This is a genomic window from Kitasatospora sp. NPDC048662 (genome assembly GCF_055587065.1).
The window spans coordinates 682,190-698,610 of the sequence record NZ_JBVJHA010000002.1; the positions used below are offsets into that span (position 1 = coordinate 682,190).

Consider the following 16,421-nt stretch of genomic DNA (forward strand, 5'->3'; position numbering starts at 1 on the left):
CAAGATCGCGACGCGGGCCAATGACTTGCACTTGATCGCGACTTTGCGGTGGGGGCCTTGCGCTTGTCGCGCAGTTCCCCACACCCCTCAACTACCTGGCCCCGTCCAACAAGTCCCGCTGCTCGCCCGTCAGTTCCAGGTCCAGCGCCCCCAGGCTCTCCTCCAGCTGCGCCACCGAGGACGCCCCCACCAGCGGAATCACCGGCAGCTCGCCGCCGAGCAGCCAGGCCAGCACCACCTGGTTGCGGGTCGCCCCGCTCTCGCGGGCCACCGCGTCGAGCGCCGCGAGGCGGGCCGGCGTTCCCGCATGGTCGAAGGACGGGCCGAGCGGCTTGTCCTCGCGGACGTAGCCGCCGCCGAGCAGCGGGGAGTACGCGACCAGGGTGAGTTCGGGGCTCTCCTTGAGGTAACTGATCAGGTCGCCCTGGACGGCGGCCTGGTCGCCGTCCTGGCTGAGCAGGCCGGGCCAGTCGCCGCGCCGGCGCAGGTAGGTGTGGCCGTACTGGAGCACCTCGTAGCCGGGCAGCCCGGCCCGCGCAGCGAGGTTGCGGGCCCGCTCGACCCGCCAGGACCAGTGGTTGGAGACGCCGAGCAGCCCGACCGTCCCCTCGTTCACCAGCTCCCCGAAGGCGTGCACGGTCTCGGCGAGCGGCACCCGGGTGTCCTCGACGTGCGCGTACAGCAGGTCGAGCTTCTCCACCCCGAGACGCTTCCTACTTGCCTCGGCGGACGCCCGGATCACCTCGGCGGACAGCCCCTCGCCGTTCTCGATGAACCCGGTGCCGGGGGCCTTCGGACGGGCTCCGAGCTTGGTCGCGATCACCACCTCGTCGGTGATGCCGCGGCTGGCCCGCCACCGGCCCAGCACCTCTTCGCTGATGCCGCCCTGGCTGCCGTCCTGCCAGTACGCGTAGTTGTTCGAGGTGTCGATGAACGTGCCGCCCGCCTCGACGTACCGGTCCAGCAGGGCGAAGGAGGTGGCCTCGTCGGTGAGCGTGCCGAACAGCATCGCGCCGAGGCTGAGCACACTGACCTCACGACGGGTGTGCGGGTCGGATCCGATGGTGCGCTTGCGCATCCGGGTTCCCCTCGTCTCCGCAGCCCGCCCGGTGCGGGCCGCGACGACGAGTCTCGAACCCGGAGCGCGCTCCAGGTCAAGCAGACGCCCGAACCACCTGCGCGCCCGGCACCGGGCCGTAGCGGGCGCGCGAGGCTCAGGACGCGCCGGTGGTCGCCCGGCCCGCTCCCGCTGCGCGGTACCGTGCGAAGAGCACAACATCGAGCCGGAGAGCGGGAGGTGTGCGATGACGGCAGTGGAGGACCGGCCGCAGATGTTGGTCGAGGAATTCGAACGCATCGCCCTGGCAGCTGAACGCGAGGATGTGCGGATGGAATTCATCCACGGGCGGATCGGGGTCAAGGCAGTGCCCGACGGCGACCACGACGAGATCATCCGCTGGGTGATGAAGCAGTGCATGCAGCAGCGCCCCGATCTGTGGCTCTACCCCGAGCGCGGACTGCGGGTGGAGACCTACCGCAAGGGCAATGCCAGGCCGGACGGCGTGCTCGCCCCGGAGGGCAGCTTCGCCGGCCAGGGCGAGTGGGCCGACGCCGACCAGGTCGTCATGGTGGTCGAGGTGACCTCGTACGACACCGACACCGACCGCCGTGACCGGGACCAGAAGCCGCGGGCCTACGCGGAGACCGGCATCCCGGTCTATCTCCTCATCGACCGGGACAGCTGCGAGGTCCTGGTCCACAGCGAGCCCGAGGACGGCCAGTACGTGAGCCTGGTGCGGCGGCCCTTCGGCAAGGCCGCGATACTGCCCGACCCGGTCGGGATCAGGCTGGACACCGAGCCGTTCAAGGCCTGGGTGCGCTGACCACCTGCGCACCCGGCACCGGCCCGTGGGTGGCGTGGGCGGTGCGGCAGGTGCCGGAGGCGCGCAGGGCGGTGGCGATGTGGGCGGCGGCGTCGGCGTCCTTGGCGAGGAAGGCGCAGGTGGGGCCGGAGCCGGAGACCAGGGCGGCCAGGGCGCCGGCCTCGGTGCCGGCGTGCAGGGTGTCGGCGAGCGAGGGGCGCAGCGAGATCGCGGCGGCCTGCAGGTCGTTGCTGAGGGCGGCGGCCAGCGCGACGGGGTCGCCGTCGGCGAGGGCGGCGAGCAGCGCGGGGTCGGCGTCGGGGGTGGGGACGTCCTCGATGCCGGCGCCGGTGCCGGACTCCTCGCGGATCCGGTCGCACTCGCGGAACACCGCCGGGGTGGAGAGTCCGCCGTCGGCGACCGCGAACACCCAGTGGAAGGTGCCGGAGACCGGCAGCGCCTCCAGGATCTCGCCGCGGCCGCGGCCCAGGGCGACGCCGCCGAGCAGCGCGAACGGGACGTCGGAGCCGAGCTCGGCGGCGAGCTCCAGCAAGGTCTCCAGCGGGGTGTCCAGGCCCCACAGCGCGTCGCAGGCGACCAGCGCGGCCGCACCGTCGGCGCTGCCGCCGGCCATGCCGCCGGCCACCGGAATGGCCTTGGCGATGTGCAGGTGGACGCCGGGGTCGGCGAGGCCGTGGTGCGCGGCGAGCAGGCGCGCGGCGCGGGCGGCCAGGTTGGTGCCGTCCAGCGGGACGGCGTCCGCGCCGGGGCCGGTGCAGCTCAGGGTGACGCCGTCGCCGGGGGTGGCGGTGACCTCGTCGCCGAGGGCGACCGCGAAGAACACGTTGGCCAGGTCGTGGTAGCCGTCGGGCCGGACGCCGCCGACGCCGAGCTGGACGTTGACCTTGGCGGGTACGCGGACGGTGACCATCACTGCTCCGGAGTCTTCGGCTTGTGCTCGGCGATCGCCGCGAACTGCTCCACCGTCAGCATCTCGCCGCGCAGCGTGTGGTCGATGCCCGCTCCCCGCAGCGCCTCCTCGGCGGCGGCGGGCGAGCCGGCCCACCCGGCCAGCGCGGCCCGCAGGGTCTTGCGGCGCTGTGCGAACGCGGCGTCCACCACGGCGAACACCTCGCGGCGGGAGGCGGTGGTGGACGGCGGGTCGCGGCGGATCAGCGAGACCAGGCCGGAGTCGACGTTCGGCGCGGGCCAGAACACGTTCCGCCCGATCGCGCCGGCCCGCTTCACGTCCGCGTACCAGTTGGCCTTCACGGACGGCACGCCGTACACCTTGTTGCCGGGCTTGGCGGCGAGCCGGTCGGCGACCTCGCTCTGCACCATCACCAGCGTGCGCTCGATGCTGGGGAAGGTCTCCAGCATGTGCAGCAGCACCGGCACGGCCACGTTGTACGGCAGGTTCGCCACCAGCGCGGTCGGCTCGGGGCCGGGCAGCTCGGTGACGTCCATCGCGTCGCTCAGCACCAGGTCGAAGTTGTCGGCCTTGCCCGGCATCCGGCCCTTGACGGTGTCCGGCAGGTGCCGCGCCAGCAGCGGGTCGATCTCCACCGCCGTCACATGCCGCGCCACCTCCAGCAGCGCCAGCGTCAACGACCCGAGCCCCGGCCCGACCTCGACCACCGCGTCCTGCTCCGTCACCTCCGCCGCCCGCACGATCCGCCGCACGGTGTTCCCGTCGATCACGAAGTTCTGCCCGCGCTGCTTGGTCGGCTTCACGCCGAACGCCTCGGCCAGCGCACGAATGTCGGCAGCCCCCAGCAGGTGGCCGTCAGAGGTGGGTTCGGTGGTGCTCACCCGCCAAGGATACGGCTCAACGTAGGACGAGCCGCTTGAGATCGATCTCGACGGGGAACGGCAGGTCGGTGCGCAGCAGTCCTTCGTGCACAGCGACCGGGAGGTAGACGCCCTGCTCCTGGTCGAGCCGGAACTCGTGGACCACAGGGATGTCGTCCACGCCCCGTTCGATGCGCCAGTAGGACGAAACGCCGGCCTCGGCGTACAGACCGGGCTTGGTGAACCGGTCGGCCGCCTTCGAACCGGGAGAGACCACCTCGACCGCCAGAACCACCGAGTGCACCGGGATGCACGCCAGCTCCGAGATCTCCAGGCCTGTCTCGTCGAACACCATGACGTCGGGCAGGACGACGTTGTGCTCGTCAAGCAGGACGGCCTGCTCCACGATCGCGTCGAAGGGCTCACTGATCACTGTGAGCAGTTGATGGAGCAGACGGTTCAGCACCCGGTTGTGCCACCACACTGCTTGTCCTCGGACCACGATCGCCCCATCCACCAGTTCCCACTTGAACGGCAGATCGAGCTCATTGGCCTGATCAAACGTCCAGCCGTTCGCCGGCGGATACACCCAGTCAATCGGTTCGGCGCTCATCACGGCCTCCTCACTGCCTCCATGCTAACGAGCGCGGGCGCATCAGAATGCGGTCAGTAACCGAACGCCCGTGCCGTGTTGGCCGCGATCGCCGTCGCCAACTCGTCCTCCGCCAAAGCCAGATGGGCCGCCATCGCGCGCAGCGTGACCGGGATCAGGTAGGGGGCGTTGGGGCGGCCGCGGTACGGGTGGGGGGTGAGGAAGGGTGCGTCGGTCTCGATCAGGATGCGGTCGAGGGGGGTGGCGGTGAGGGCCTCGCGCAGGGGGTGGTTGGCCTTGTAGGTGACGGGGCCGGCGAAGGACAGGTACCAGCCGTGTTCGGCGCAGGTCTTGGCCATGGTGGCGTCGCCGGAGTAGCAGTGGAAGACCGTCCGCTCGGGGGCGCCTTCTTCGAGCAGGACGGCGATGACGTCCTCGTGGGCGTCGCGGTCGTGGATGACGAGTGCCTTGCTGTGGCGCTTGGCGATCTCGATGTGGCGGCGGAAGGACTCCTTCTGCAGGTCGACGCCCTCGGGGCCGGTGCGGAAGTAGTCGAGGCCGGTCTCGCCGACGGCGAGCACGTGCGGGAGCGCGGCGAGGCGGTCGATCTCGGCGAGGGCCTCGTCCAGGGCGGCCTGGCCGCCGGCCTTGCGCTGCTGGCCGGACCATCCGTCGGGGTCGCCGAGGAAGATCCGCGGGGCCTCGTTGGGGTGCAGCGCGACGGCGGCGTGCACCTGCTCGTACTCGGCGGCGAGATCCGCGGCCCACTGCGAGCCGGCCACGTCGCAGCCGACCTGCACGACGGTGGTGACGCCGACGGACGCGGCGCGGGCCAGACCCTCGGCTGGGGTGCCGGACTGCATGTCGAGGTGGGTGTGCGAGTCGGCGACGGGGACGGCGAGCGGCTCGGGGAGCGGCGGCGGGGTGCTGCGGTCGTCGTTCTTCTTGGTGGCCATCAGGAGGCGGTCTTCTCTTCCGGGCGGCGGACGGCGTCAAGGGGTCGAGCGGCACGGCGGTGGCCCCCGACGAATCCTAGTCACCGACTGATGCCGCGGCCCCGGACCGCGGGGGCGGTCCGGGGCCGTGGGAGGAGGGTCATGCGGTGCGGTGGCGCCGGAAGAGCCGGTTCCACCAGTGCAGGACCCGCGGCTTGCGGGGCTGCTGCGGGCCCTCGGGTTCGGCGGTGGGGGCGTAGCCGGGGGCGGCGGCCATGGCGGACAGTCCGGCCACTCGGCCGGCCCGCATGATCCGGACCCGTTCGCCGCCGCAGCCGGGGCAGACCAGTTCACGCAGCGGGGACGGCACCTTGACGCCGTTCGCCTTGTACTCGACCACGGTGTGCCCGTCGCGGCCGGTGTGGTGCTCGATGTCGTACGCCTGCTCCCAGCCGTAGCCGCAGTTGAGGCAGACGAAGGAGTAGGCCTCGCGGACCGTCTCCACGGGGATGCGCGGCCGGGTGGTCAGCCCGAGGCCGCTGGGTGCTCCGCCGTCCAGGGGGCTGTCGATCGTGTCGCTCATGCGCCACCTCGCTTCGCTCGGAGCCCGTCGCCCGACCTGGCGGGCCCGGCGCGGGTCTTTCCATCCCAGGGAATGCCCGGGAGGGTCCGTCCGATGCCCGGCTTGCCAAGTCTTGGTTCCGAATTGGCCCTCCGCTGGGGTGCTCATTCCAACGTACGCGCGAATCCGGCCATGGGCACCAGCCGGTCAGCCGGAGTGCTTGGCGGCCACCACGGCGTCGAAGACGACGGACTTGCGCAGGCCGAGTTCGGTGGCGACCGCGGCGATCGCCTCCTTGCGGCGCTCGCCGGCCTCCTCGCGGACGGCGACCCGGCGGGCCAGTTCGGCGGGGCCGACCTCCTCGGGGGCGGCGGGCGGGGCGCCGGCCACCACCACGGTGATCTCGCCCTTGACGCCCTCGGCGGCCCAGGCGGCGAGTTCGGCGAGCGGGCCGCGCTTGACCTCCTCGTAGGTCTTGGTGAGTTCGCGGCAGACCGCGGCGGGCCGCTCGGCGCCGAACGTCTCGGCCATCGCGGCGAGGGTCTCGGCGATCCGGTGCGGGGCCTCGAAGAACACCATGGTGCGCGGCTCGGCGGCGATCTGGGCGAGCTGCCGGGAGCGGTCGCCGGCCTTGCGGGGCAGGAAGCCCTCGAAGGTGAACCGGTCCACCGGCAGCGCGGACAGCGCCAGCGCGGTGAGCACGGCGGACGGGCCGGGCACCGCGGTCACCTTGATCCCGGCGGCGACGGCCGCGTCCACCAGCCGGTAGCCGGGGTCGGAGACCGAAGGCATGCCGGCGTCGGTGACCAGCAGGACCCGGGCGCCTTCCTGGAGAGCGCCGACCAGTTCGGGGGTGCGGGCGACTTCGTTGCCCTCGAAATAGGACACCACCCGGCCGGTCGGCGTCACGCCGAGCGCCTGGGTCAGGCGGCGCAGCCGCCGGGTGTCCTCGGCCGCGATCACGTTCGCCTCGGCGAGTTCGGCGCGCAGTCGGGGCGGCGCGTCCTCGACGTCGCCGATGGGGGTACCTGCCAGTACGAGAACACCAGTCACGGCACCATCCTCCCCTACCGGAGGGGGTCCTCACCGGGACGGACGCGGTGCGGTGCGGCGCGGGCCGCACGGGGACCCCTTGTGACTTCAGCCTTTGCCCCTACGATGTGGCCCGTGAGCGGCGACATGGACAGTGGTATGGACCACCCCGAATGGGGCGGCGTGACCGTGCTGGAATCGGCCGATCCGGCCGCCGTTCCGGGGCCGCGCCCCGAACCCGAACCGGCCTCCCGGTGGGCCCGGGCGCTGTCCGGCGTGGGCTACCGCGCGCCGCAGCGCACACCGGTGGACGAACAACTGGTGCCGCCGATGCCGGACGGCCCGGGCGTCACCCCCGAGCTCGTCCCGCCGTCCCCGCTGCTCACCCGGCTCGGCCTGCGGCTGCCGGACGCGCTCTGGGCGTGGCTGTGCCGCTGGTCGGGCTGGCTCGGCCCGATCGCGGTGGCCGTCTTCGCCGGCGTGCTGCGCTTCGTCAACCTCGGCGGGCCGCACGCGCTGATCTTCGACGAGACGTACTACGCCAAGGACGCGTACTCGCTCTGGCAGGTCGGCTACGAGACCAACTGGTCCGAGGACGCCAACAGCCTGATCACCGGCCCGAACCCGACCGTCCCGTTCCGCACCGACCCGGCGTACATCGTGCACCCGCCGGTCGGAAAGTGGATCATCGGTCTGGGCGAGCAGATCTACGGCATGAACCCGTTCGGCTGGCGGTTCATGATGGCCGTGCTCGGCACCCTGTCGGTGCTGATGCTGGCCCGGATCGGGCGGCGGCTGTTCCGCTCCACCCTGCTGGGCTGCGTGGCCGGGCTGCTGATGTCGGTCGACGGCCTGCACTTCGTGCTCAGCCGCTCCGCGATCCTCGACCTGATCGTGATGTTCTGGTTCCTGGCCGCGTTCGGCCTGCTGCTGATCGACCGGGACAAGAGCCGCGCCCTGGTCGCCGCCCGCCTCGAACAGGGCCTCGGCGGCGAGTGGTGGCACCTCGGCCTGCGGCCCTACCGCCTGGCGGCGGGCGTCTGCCTCGGCCTGATGATGGGCACCAAGTGGAGCGGCGGCCCGGCGATCCTCGCGTTCGTGCTGCTCACCGCGTTCTGGGACTCCTCGGCGCGCCGGCTGGCGGGCGGCATTCGCAAGGCGGCCGGCCGGCCGATCGGCGAGGGCGGACGGCTGCTGCGGTACGGCTGGGACTTCGTCTGGTCGGGCCTGACCATCGGCCTCACCGCGCTGGCCACCTACGTGGTCACCTGGACCGGCTGGATCATGTCCTCGACGGAGCCCGGCAAGGGCGGCTACTTCCGCGACTGGGCGGTGCAGAACCCGGGCGGCTTCGGCCCGGACTGGCTCCGCAGCCTGTGGCACTACCACTACACGATGTGGGAGTTCCACACCAACCTGCACAGCCCGCACACCTATCAGTCCAACCCGTGGAGCTGGCTGGTGCTGGGCCGCCCGGTGTCGTTCTTCTACGAGTCCCCGAAGAACGGCCAGGCCGGCTGCACCACCTCCGACTGCGCCCGCGAGGTGCTGGCGATCGGCACGCCGCTGCTGTGGTGGGCGGGCATCGCCGCGCTGCTGTACTGCCTGTACCGCTGGCTGTGGCGCCGCGACTGGCGGGCGGCCGCGCTGCTGAGCGGCGTGGCGGCCGGCTACCTGCCCTGGTTCATGTACCAGGAGCGCACGATCTTCCTGTTCTACGCGGTGTGCTTCGTGCCGTTCCTGGTGCTGGCGGTGACGATGATGATCGGCGCGATGCTGGGCCCCGTGAACGCCTCGCCGGACCGCCGGCTGGCGGGGGCCACCGGTGCGGGGTTGCTGATCACGGCGATCATGTGGAACTTCCTGTACTTCTATCCGATCTACACCGGCCAGACGATCCCGATGTCGGACTGGAACAACCGGATGTGGCTCAGCACCTGGATCTGAGCCACACCGGAAGGCGTGTACCGGATCTGTCACAAACCAGCGGCGTGTCGTGAGTGCACGGATGGTGTCTGCCTAAGGTGGCGTGGCCGCTGAATTCCGACGGCCATGACACATCCCGGGGGGCTCCACGTGAACAACGGCGCGAAGATCGGCATCGCCTCGGCCGCCACGGTGCTGCTGCTCGCCGGTGGCTACGGGGCGTACGCCCTGGTCTCCGGCGACTCGGACGGCAAGGACACCGCCAAGAAGGCCCGCACCGTGGTCGCCGAACCCCCCAGCCCCGAGCTCGCCGCGTCCGGTGCCAAGGCGTTCCTGGACGCCTGGGCCAAGGGCGACCTGTTCGGCGCCGCCAAGCTCACCGACGACCCGGACAAGGCGCAGGCGGCGCTGCAGGCCTTCAAGGACAACGTGAAGCCCAGCGCCGTCCACCTCACCGTCGGCGGCCCCACCACCGCGCCCAGCCCGTCCGCCTCCAAGTCCGCCGCGGCCTCGGCATCCGCGTCGGCGTCGGCGTCCTCGACGGCGGAGCCCGGGCCGACCGGGGTGCTGGAGAGCTTCAAGGTCTCGCTGGAGTTCGCCGACACCGGCACCCCGTGGAACTACGACGGCGTGCTCGGAGTGGTGAAGATGAGCGACGGCACCGCCGCCGTGCACTGGGCGCCCACCGTGATCCACCCGAAGCTGGACGCCAACGAGACCATCGGCATCAAGCCGGTGTTCGCCGCGCCCGCCGCCGTCACCGACCGCAAGGGCAAGCCGCTGGCCGGCTACGCCTCGCTCACCGGCCTGCTCAACCAGCTGAAGGCCGCCGCCCCGCAGGGCGGCAACCCCGAGGACGCCGGCACCGCCGTGGTGGTCTCTCCGGCGTCCGGCAACGGCGCCGCGGAGAAGCTCTTCACGCTGAAGGAGCCCAAGCCCGTCCCCAACCTGAAGCTGACCCTGGACGCGGACCTCCAGGCGGCCGCCGAATCCGCGGTCTCCGCCCAGGGCAAGCCGGGCTCGCTGGTGGCGATCGAGCCCAGCAGCGGCGGCATCCTGGCCTACGCGTTCTCCCCCACGAACGGTCAGAACCGGGCGTTCTCCGGGGCGACCGCGCCCGGCTCCACCCTGAAGGTGCTGACCGCCGCCGCGCTGCTGGAGGCCGGCGTCACGCCCAGCACCTCGATGCCCTGCCCGGAGACCACCATGGTCACCGGCAAGTCCATCGGCAACGACTTCAAGGGCGCGCACCCGGAGTACACGCTCACCGACGCGTTCATCAACTCCTGCAACACCTCGTTCATCGAGAAGGGCAAGGACACCCTCAAGGCGAACAGCCTGCCCTCGCTCGCCAAGGACGTGTTCGGGATCGGACTGGTCTGGAAGACCGGCCTGTCGAACTTCGACACCGACATCCCGACGGAGACCAACATGGCGGGCGCGGCCAGCGAGTTCATCGGCCAGGGCCGGGTGCGCGCCAACCCGCTGGGGATGGCGTCGATCGCCGCGACCGTGCAGTCCGGGGTGTTCCGGCAGCCGATCCTGGTCCCCGGCATGGAGCAGGTGAAGGCATCCCGCACGCTCTCCCCGCAGGTGCTCTCCAGCCTGCAGTCGCTGATGGTGCAGACGGTGAAGTCCGGTACCGCCGCGGCCGTGAAGCCGGCCCTGCCGAGCGGTTCCGGGGCGAAGACCGGCACCGCCGAGGTCGACAACACCTCCGACGCGAACTCCTGGTTCACCGCCTACTCCGGCAACCTGGCGGTCGCCGCCGAGTTCCAGGGCGCCGGGCACGGCTCGGCGGCGGCCGGACCGGCCGCGTCCAAGGTGCTGGCGGTGGGCAACCGCGGCTGACGCCTCACCCACGCGACGCGAAGGGGCCCCGGGATCCGGGGCCCCTTCGGGCTACTGTGCGAAGCGGCGCAGCAGGTTCTCCGTGACCTGGCGGGTGAACGCGCCCGCCTTCCCGTCGATGCCGTGGATCGCGCTGCCGCCGGCGGGGCCGGTCGCCTCCAGCGACTCCACCCACCGCATGGTGCCGGTGGCGAACACCAGCGCGCCGCTGCCCGCCGTGTACAGCGCGGTGTCGGCGAACGAGTGCCGGCCGTCGCACACCACCGGGGAGTGCGAGAGCACCTCGATGCCCTGCGGGGTCGGGAAGGACGGGTTGACCCGGTCGTACTCGACGCCCACCAGGTGCGGGAAGCTGTCGCCGGCCTTCGCGCCGGTGCCCGCGAACAGCCAGTGGCCCGGCTCGGTGACCACGTACGGGGCGTCCACCGGGTAGCCGTCGTAGATCACGCCGAGCAGCGAGGACTCGGGGTCGGCGCCGGGCGGGGAGCGGAAGTCGGTGGTCGCCGGGTGCCCGGCCTGGTACCCGGGGTCGTCCTTCCAGGCGCCCTTCCAGCAGACCACCGTGCGGTCCGGCCCGGTCGGTGACGGCTCGTACCGCACCCGCCGGAAGCAGCAGTTGGCGCCCAGGATCGCCAGGTGCGATCCGGCGTCACGGGCCGCGGTGAAGTGCGCGCGCTGCTCGGGCGACCAGTACTCGTCGTGGCCGGGCGAGAGCACCGCCTTGGCGCCGCGCAGCAGGTTCGGGTCGGCGGCGACATCGATGCCGGTGGTGTACGACAGCGGGATGCCGAGCTTCTCGGCCAGCGCGACCAGCGGGGCCTCGTAGACCAGGAACAGGCCCGCGCCGTCGTCGTACTGGTACGGCCGGTCGAAGCTGACCTGGAGCGAGCGGGTGGGCAGGCCGCCGGACGGGCCGTTGTACAGGTTGTAGCCGCCCCACTCGTTGTAGGCCTGCCAGGTGGAGACCGCGTTGACCAGCACGGTGGTGCCCGCAGTGCCGCGCGAGCGCACCGTGAGCGGCACGTACCGCTGCCCGGCGCCGCCGTCCGCGTCCAGCCGCAGCAGGTAGCAGCCCTCCGGCCAGCCGGTGGTGTCGACGGCGGTGGTGCGCGGCCAGGCGGTGATCACCGTGCGGGTGGGCTGTTCGACGGAGAACGGCTGCTGCTTGCTGCCGGGCAGCCGCTCCGACTTCCACACCTGCCGGGCGCGCGCCCCGCCGTACCAGCCCATCCGGTAGGCGGTGACGGTGAAGCCGGGCGCGGTGGTGGAGACGTGCAGGCCGACCTGCTCGCCGGGCAGCACGCTGACCCGGTCCGCCCAGCCCTCGATCGCGGCGGCCGGGCCGGCGTTGGTGATCGCCCAGTCGGCGTTGCCCGGTTTGGCGTTCTCCGCCGCGGTGGCGGACGGCGCGGGGCTCGGCGCGGCGGCCCCGCCGCTGCCCCCGGTGGCGGTGCGGCCCGGGCCGCAGGCGGTGAGCGCGGCGGCCGCGCCGGCGGCCAGGCCCAGGAAGCGGCGTCGTCCGGTGGCGCCCAAGATCACTCCCGTGTTCGTACGGTGTCCCGGGACACCATAGGCACTGCGGCGGGCTGCCGCTGTGTCGCCCGGCGCCGGGGCACCGGAACCAGTCGTCCGGATGCCACCGCCAGCCGGGGCCACAGCACCAGGACGGCGGGCAGCGCCAGATAGCCGAACCGGCCGGCCGGGGCCAGCGCGAACGCCACCGTCAGGCCCGCCGCCAGCAGGTCGCAGGCGGCGACCGCGGTGGCCGGCGGGTGGGCGGGCAGCCACAGCGCGACGGCCAGCGCGCCGGTACACAGCAGGGTCAGCGACAAGGTGTGGCCGAGCGGGCCGAGACCGGCCAGCACCTTGCCCGGCAGCGGGCTGCCGGCCGGCGTGTGGATCGCCGTCAGACCGAGCGGGAAGCGCACCACCTGCTCGTACAGTTCGCGCGGGTGCAGCACCGCGAACGGGCCGATCACCGCACCGCCGACGGCCAGTACCGGCCAGACGGCCCGCAGCGCCGACCGCAGGCCGTGGCGGCGGTGCAGCAGCAGCAGCGCGATCGGCAGGGCCGGCCAGGCCGTCCACTTCAGCGTGCAGGCCAGGGCCAGCACCAGGCCGGTGCGCAGCGGGTGGCCGCGTTCGGCGAGCGCCATGGTCAGGCAGCACACGCCGATCAGCGGCAGGTCGACGCCGCCGACGGTCAGCGCGGGCGCGATCAGCGGCGAGGCCGTGAGCACCATCAGCGGCAGCACCGGTGCCCGCGCCGGGCCGGGGCGCAGCAGCCGCCACCCGGCCAGCAGGCAGGCCAGGAACGCCGCCGCGAACCACAGCCGGGCGTCACCCAGCACCCGGGCCGCCGGTCCGGCCTCGCCGAGCACCAGCCGGGGCAGGCCGAACAGCGACATCGCGGGCAGGTACGGGTTGTAGTCGACGACGTGCACCGGATGGGGCAGGTACGGGCTGCCGGTGTGCAGCAGCAGCGCCGCCGACCGTTCCACCACCGTCACCTCGGACTGGTGGTGCCCGGTCAGCGCCAGTGCCCCGAGCGGCAGCAGCACCGCGCTCAGCGCCGCCACCGGCACGGCCGCCCGCGCCGCGAGGCCGTGCGGCAGGGTCAGCGTCAGCACCGCGGCGAGCAGGTACCCGGGCGCCGCGTACCGCCCCCAGGTGACTTGGTTGGCCAGGTGCGACACCAGTGGGAACGCCCCCGCCCAGGCCGCGGCGGCCAGCCACCCGCCGGCCTGCACCACGGGGTGCCCGAACGGTCGCAGGGCGCGGCGGACCTGCGTCCGGGTGGTCACCATGGCTCGAAGGCTAGGCGGGATGTGTACGCCCTGTCGCGAGCATCGGCCCGGTTTTGCCCATTTCCGTCCGTATTTCGACGCCGCGTGGCCTACGGAGCGTCAGCTCCGGTCGGCGGGTTCCCCGGTGCGGGCCGCGGCCAGCCGGGAGTGCTTGGCGCTGTAGGTGAAGTAGAGGACTCCGGCGAGGGCCAGCGCGATCGCGAAGGCGATGAAGGTGTCGCGGTGCAGCTTGGTGATCAGGTAGACGCAGAAGCCGGCGCTGAGCACGGGGGTGATCGGGTAGAGCGGAACCTTGAAGCCGCGCGGGAGGTCGGGGCGGGTGCGGCGCAGCACGATGATGCCGACGGACACCGCGCAGAACGCCACAAGGGTGCCCATCGAGGTCATGTCGGCAAGCAGTTTGAGCGGGAAGACGGCGGCCAGCAGGGCGACGGCGGTGCCGACCATGACGGTGTTCCACACGGGGGTGCCGGTGCGCGGGGAGACCTTGGTGAAGCGGCGCGGCAGCAGGCCGTCGCGGCCCATCGCGAACAGGATCCGGGTCTGGCCGTAGATCACCACCAGGGTGATGGAGAAGATCGAGACGATCGCGCCGCCGGCGAACACCAGGGCGGGCCAGGACTGGCCGGTGACGTCCTGCAGGATCTGCGCGAGGCCGGCCTCCTGGCCGCCGAACTGCTGCCAGGGCTGGGCGCCGATCGCGGTGACGGCGACCGCGATGTACAGCAGGGTGACCACGCCGAGCGAGATCAGGATGGCCAGCGGCAGGGTGCGGCGCGGCTCGCGGACCTCCTCGCCGGCGGTGGAGACGGCGTCCAGGCCGATGAAGGAGAAGAAGATGGTGGAGGCGGCGGTCTGTACGCCGTCCCAGCCGTTGGGGGCGAACGGGGTGAAGTTGCCGGCGTGGAAGCCGGTCAGGCCGACGGCGACGAACAGCACCAGGATGGCCAGCTTGATGGTCACCATCACGGCGTTGACCTTGGTGGATTCGCCGACGCCGCGGATCAGCAGCACGGTGACCAGGGCGACCAGCACCACGGCGGGCAGGTTGACGACGCCGTTCTCGCCGGGCGGGGCGGTGAGCGCCGCGGGCAGGTGCAGGCCGAACGCCAGGTCGGCGAACTGGTTGAGGTACTGGCCCCAGGTGACGGCGATCGCGGACGCGGAGACGCCGTACTCCATCAGCAGGCAGACGCCGACGCCGTACGCGACCAGTTCGCCCATGGTGGCGTACGCGTACGAGTAGGAGGACCCGGCCACCGGGATGGCGGAGGCGAGTTCGGCGTAGCAGAGCGCGGTGAGGCCGGCCGTGACGGCGGCGATCACGAAGGACATCACCACGGCCGGCCCGGCTTCCGGGACGGAGGTGGTGAGGACGAAGAAGATGCCGGTGCCGACGGTGGCGCCGATGCCGATCGCGGAGAGCTGCCACAGGCCGATGGATCGGCGCAGATGTCCGGCTCCGGTTCCGCCCGCTTCGGCGATCAGGGTGTCCACGGGCTTGCGCCGCAGCAGGCGGGTGGTGCTCATCGGTGTCCTTCTGGTGGGAATCAGGCAGGAACGATATCAAATACGACTTTCCGCATAGTTATGAGGCCTTTGCGGTGGGCACGGCCATCCGCCACAGGTGGCGGGCGGTCACCGGTTCAGGACGGCTTGCATGACGGCCTTGGCGATGGGCGCGGCCAGCTTTCCGCCGGTGACGTCGGTGGCCTGGCTGTCGGCGACCACCACGGCGACCGCGACCGGCGGGGTGGCGGTCGAGCCGGCCGGGCGGGCCCAGGCGATGAACCAGGCGTACGGGGTGCCGGTGTTGTCGACGCCGTGCTCGGCGGTACCGGTCTTGCCGCCGACCTCGGCGCCGGGGATCTGCGCGTTGGTGCCGGTGCCGTTGTTCACCACGTTCACCATCAGCCGGCGCAGCTCGGCGGCGACGCCGGGCCCGAGGGCCTGCCGGTACAGGGTGGGGCGCATCAGCTGGACCTGGGTGCCGTCGACCTTGGTGAGCCTTTCCACAAGCTGTGGATGCATCACCTGCCCGTCGGCGGCGGCCCCGGCGGCGACCATGGCCATCACCAGCGGCGTGGCGGCGGTGTTGTACTGGCCGATCGAGGACAGCGCGAGCTGCGAGCTGTTCATGGTGGTGTCGAAGTTGGAGCGGGCGGCGCGCACCGGGGTGTCGAGCTTCGCGTCGTCGAAGCCGAAGTTCTTCGCCATCGCGACCATCCGGTCGAGGCCGGTCTGCACGCCGAGCCAGCCCATCACGCTGTTGCAGGACATCGTCATCGCCTCGTCCAGCGACAGCCCTGCCTGGTCGCAGGCGCTGGTGTCGTTGTTGAGCGTCGTGGTGGTGCCGGGCAGCACGTACGGGTAGGGCGCGCCGGTGGGGGCCTGGATGTCCGTCACCGTGCCATTGGCGAGGGCGGCCGCGGCGGTGACCACCTTGAAGGTGGAGCCGGGCGGGTAGATCTGGCGCAGCGCCCGGTTGAGCATCGGCTGGGCGGGGTCGGCCTGGAGCTTCTCCCAGGTGGCCTGGTCGGCGGTGCCGGCGCCGGCGATCGCGCCGGGGTCGTAGCTGGGGGTGGAGGCCAGCGCGAGGATCCGGCCGGTGGCGGGTTCGATCGCGGCGACGGCGCCCTGCTGGTTGCCGAGCCCCTGCATGGCGGCGCGCTGCGCGGCCGGGTCGATGGTGGTGACCACGTCGCCGCCGGGCTGCTGGTGGCGGGTGATGGCGTCCCAGACCGCCCAGCCGGCCAGCCGGGGGTCGGTGCCGGTGAGCAGGTCGTCGTAGACGCCCTCCAGCTGGGTGTTGCCGTAGATCTGCGAGGAGTAGCCGGTGACGGCGGCGTACAGCGGGCCGTCGGTGTAGGTGCGCTTGTACGCCAGGCGGCCCCCGGTGGCGACCGAGCCGGTGACGGGCTGGCCGGCGATCAGGTTGCCGCGCGGCTGCGCGTACCGCTGGATGGTGGCGCGCTGGTTGGCGCTGTTGTCGTCCAGTTCCTGCTTCTGGAAGACCTGCACCCGGGTGGCCTGGACGGCCAGCGCGATGATCAGCAGCATGCA

The 16,421-nt window shown here is 72.2% G+C and carries 14 protein-coding genes; 3 read left to right on the plus strand and 11 right to left on the minus strand.

The annotated features are described in order from the left end of the window. Nucleotides 1-91 precede the first annotated feature (91 nt). The gene (locus tag ACZ6R9_RS09035; RefSeq protein ID WP_465537357.1) at nt 92-1,078 is read right to left on the minus strand and encodes an aldo/keto reductase; all 987 of its coding nucleotides are present in this window, start codon (nt 1,076-1,078) and stop codon (nt 92-94) included. Nucleotides 1,079-1,304: 226 nt separating this feature from the next. Here ACZ6R9_RS09035 and ACZ6R9_RS09040 point away from each other — a divergent pair, with 226 nt between their 5' ends. Continuing rightward, complete coding sequence (locus tag ACZ6R9_RS09040; RefSeq protein WP_465537359.1) at nt 1,305-1,883, plus strand: Uma2 family endonuclease; 579 nt, start codon at nt 1,305-1,307, stop codon at nt 1,881-1,883. Here the strand turns inward: ACZ6R9_RS09040 and ACZ6R9_RS09045 are convergent. The 6 genes from ACZ6R9_RS09045 to rsmI all read right to left on the minus strand — a co-directional run bounded on the left by ACZ6R9_RS09045 (nt 1,864) and on the right by rsmI (nt 6,795). Continuing rightward, on the minus strand, nt 1,864-2,793 hold the full coding sequence (locus ACZ6R9_RS09045; RefSeq protein WP_380479677.1) for a 4-(cytidine 5'-diphospho)-2-C-methyl-D-erythritol kinase: 930 nt from the start codon (nt 2,791-2,793) through the stop codon (nt 1,864-1,866). The two genes, ACZ6R9_RS09040 and ACZ6R9_RS09045, sit on opposite strands and share 20 nt — an antisense overlap. Beyond that, nucleotides 2,793-3,674, minus strand: coding sequence for a 16S rRNA (adenine(1518)-N(6)/adenine(1519)-N(6))-dimethyltransferase RsmA (gene rsmA / locus ACZ6R9_RS09050; RefSeq protein WP_380479676.1), 882 nt, complete (start codon nt 3,672-3,674; stop codon nt 2,793-2,795). The genes ACZ6R9_RS09045 and rsmA overlap by 1 nt, the downstream gene beginning before the upstream one ends. 16 nt (nt 3,675-3,690) lie before the next feature. Then, nucleotides 3,691-4,266: a Uma2 family endonuclease gene (locus ACZ6R9_RS09055; RefSeq protein WP_380479674.1), complete on the minus strand. Its 576-nt coding sequence runs from the start codon at nt 4,264-4,266 to the stop codon at nt 3,691-3,693. A 53-nt stretch (nt 4,267-4,319) separates the two neighbouring features. Then, nucleotides 4,320-5,201: a TatD family hydrolase gene (locus ACZ6R9_RS09060; RefSeq protein WP_465537362.1), complete on the minus strand. Its 882-nt coding sequence runs from the start codon at nt 5,199-5,201 to the stop codon at nt 4,320-4,322. 139 nt (nt 5,202-5,340) lie between these two features. Continuing rightward, nucleotides 5,341-5,763: a hypothetical protein gene (locus ACZ6R9_RS09065; protein WP_380479670.1), complete on the minus strand. Its 423-nt coding sequence runs from the start codon at nt 5,761-5,763 to the stop codon at nt 5,341-5,343. A gap of 186 nt (nt 5,764-5,949) precedes the next feature. After that, nucleotides 5,950-6,795, minus strand: coding sequence for a 16S rRNA (cytidine(1402)-2'-O)-methyltransferase (gene rsmI / locus ACZ6R9_RS09070; protein WP_380479668.1), 846 nt, complete (start codon nt 6,793-6,795; stop codon nt 5,950-5,952). A 138-nt stretch (nt 6,796-6,933) separates the two neighbouring features. Here rsmI and ACZ6R9_RS09075 point away from each other — a divergent pair, with 138 nt between their 5' ends. Both ACZ6R9_RS09075 and ACZ6R9_RS09080 read left to right on the plus strand, forming a co-directional pair. Then, nucleotides 6,934-8,721: a dolichyl-phosphate-mannose--protein mannosyltransferase gene (locus ACZ6R9_RS09075; RefSeq protein WP_465537695.1), complete on the plus strand. Its 1,788-nt coding sequence runs from the start codon at nt 6,934-6,936 to the stop codon at nt 8,719-8,721. 129 nt (nt 8,722-8,850) lie between these two features. After that, the gene (locus ACZ6R9_RS09080; protein ID WP_380479666.1) at nt 8,851-10,551 is read left to right on the plus strand and encodes a penicillin-binding transpeptidase domain-containing protein; all 1,701 of its coding nucleotides are present in this window, start codon (nt 8,851-8,853) and stop codon (nt 10,549-10,551) included. Between the two features lie 51 nt (nt 10,552-10,602). Here the strand turns inward: ACZ6R9_RS09080 and ACZ6R9_RS09085 are convergent, their stop codons facing one another. The 4 genes from ACZ6R9_RS09085 to ACZ6R9_RS09100 all read right to left on the minus strand — a co-directional run bounded on the left by ACZ6R9_RS09085 (nt 10,603) and on the right by ACZ6R9_RS09100 (nt 16,418). Then, on the minus strand, nt 10,603-12,090 hold the full coding sequence (locus ACZ6R9_RS09085; protein WP_465537365.1) for a N,N-dimethylformamidase beta subunit family domain-containing protein: 1,488 nt from the start codon (nt 12,088-12,090) through the stop codon (nt 10,603-10,605). Further along, a complete protein-coding gene (locus tag ACZ6R9_RS09090) occupies nt 12,087-13,358 on the minus strand; it encodes a glycosyltransferase 87 family protein (protein WP_465537367.1) in 1,272 nt (423 codons plus the stop codon). The genes ACZ6R9_RS09085 and ACZ6R9_RS09090 overlap by 4 nt, the downstream gene beginning before the upstream one ends. A 99-nt stretch (nt 13,359-13,457) precedes the next feature. Beyond that, complete coding sequence (locus tag ACZ6R9_RS09095; RefSeq protein ID WP_465537369.1) at nt 13,458-14,888, minus strand: amino acid permease; 1,431 nt, start codon at nt 14,886-14,888, stop codon at nt 13,458-13,460. 108 nt (nt 14,889-14,996) lie between these two features. Then, nucleotides 14,997-16,418, minus strand: coding sequence for a penicillin-binding transpeptidase domain-containing protein (locus tag ACZ6R9_RS09100; RefSeq protein ID WP_465537697.1), 1,422 nt, complete (start codon nt 16,416-16,418; stop codon nt 14,997-14,999). Nucleotides 16,419-16,421: the final 3 nt, after the last annotated feature.

Excerpts from the sequence above, each read along its gene's own strand:
- ACZ6R9_RS09100 (WP_465537697.1), bottom strand. The coding sequence starts at position 16,418 with ATGCTGCTGATCATCGCGCTGGCCGTCCAGGCCACCCGGGTGCAGGTC.
- ACZ6R9_RS09040 (WP_465537359.1), top strand. The coding sequence starts at position 1,305 with ATGACGGCAGTGGAGGACCGGCCGCAGATGTTGGTCGAGGAATTCGAA.
- ACZ6R9_RS09075 (WP_465537695.1), top strand. The coding sequence starts at position 6,934 with ATGGACCACCCCGAATGGGGCGGCGTGACCGTGCTGGAATCGGCCGAT.
- ACZ6R9_RS09090 (WP_465537367.1), bottom strand. The coding sequence starts at position 13,358 with ATGGTGACCACCCGGACGCAGGTCCGCCGCGCCCTGCGACCGTTCGGG.
- ACZ6R9_RS09045 (WP_380479677.1), bottom strand. The coding sequence starts at position 2,793 with ATGGTCACCGTCCGCGTACCCGCCAAGGTCAACGTCCAGCTCGGCGTC.
- ACZ6R9_RS09095 (WP_465537369.1), bottom strand. The coding sequence starts at position 14,888 with ATGAGCACCACCCGCCTGCTGCGGCGCAAGCCCGTGGACACCCTGATC.
- ACZ6R9_RS09060 (WP_465537362.1), bottom strand. The coding sequence starts at position 5,201 with ATGGCCACCAAGAAGAACGACGACCGCAGCACCCCGCCGCCGCTCCCC.
- ACZ6R9_RS09035 (WP_465537357.1), bottom strand. The coding sequence starts at position 1,078 with ATGCGCAAGCGCACCATCGGATCCGACCCGCACACCCGTCGTGAGGTC.
- ACZ6R9_RS09065 (WP_380479670.1), bottom strand. The coding sequence starts at position 5,763 with ATGAGCGACACGATCGACAGCCCCCTGGACGGCGGAGCACCCAGCGGC.
- ACZ6R9_RS09055 (WP_380479674.1), bottom strand. The coding sequence starts at position 4,266 with ATGAGCGCCGAACCGATTGACTGGGTGTATCCGCCGGCGAACGGCTGG.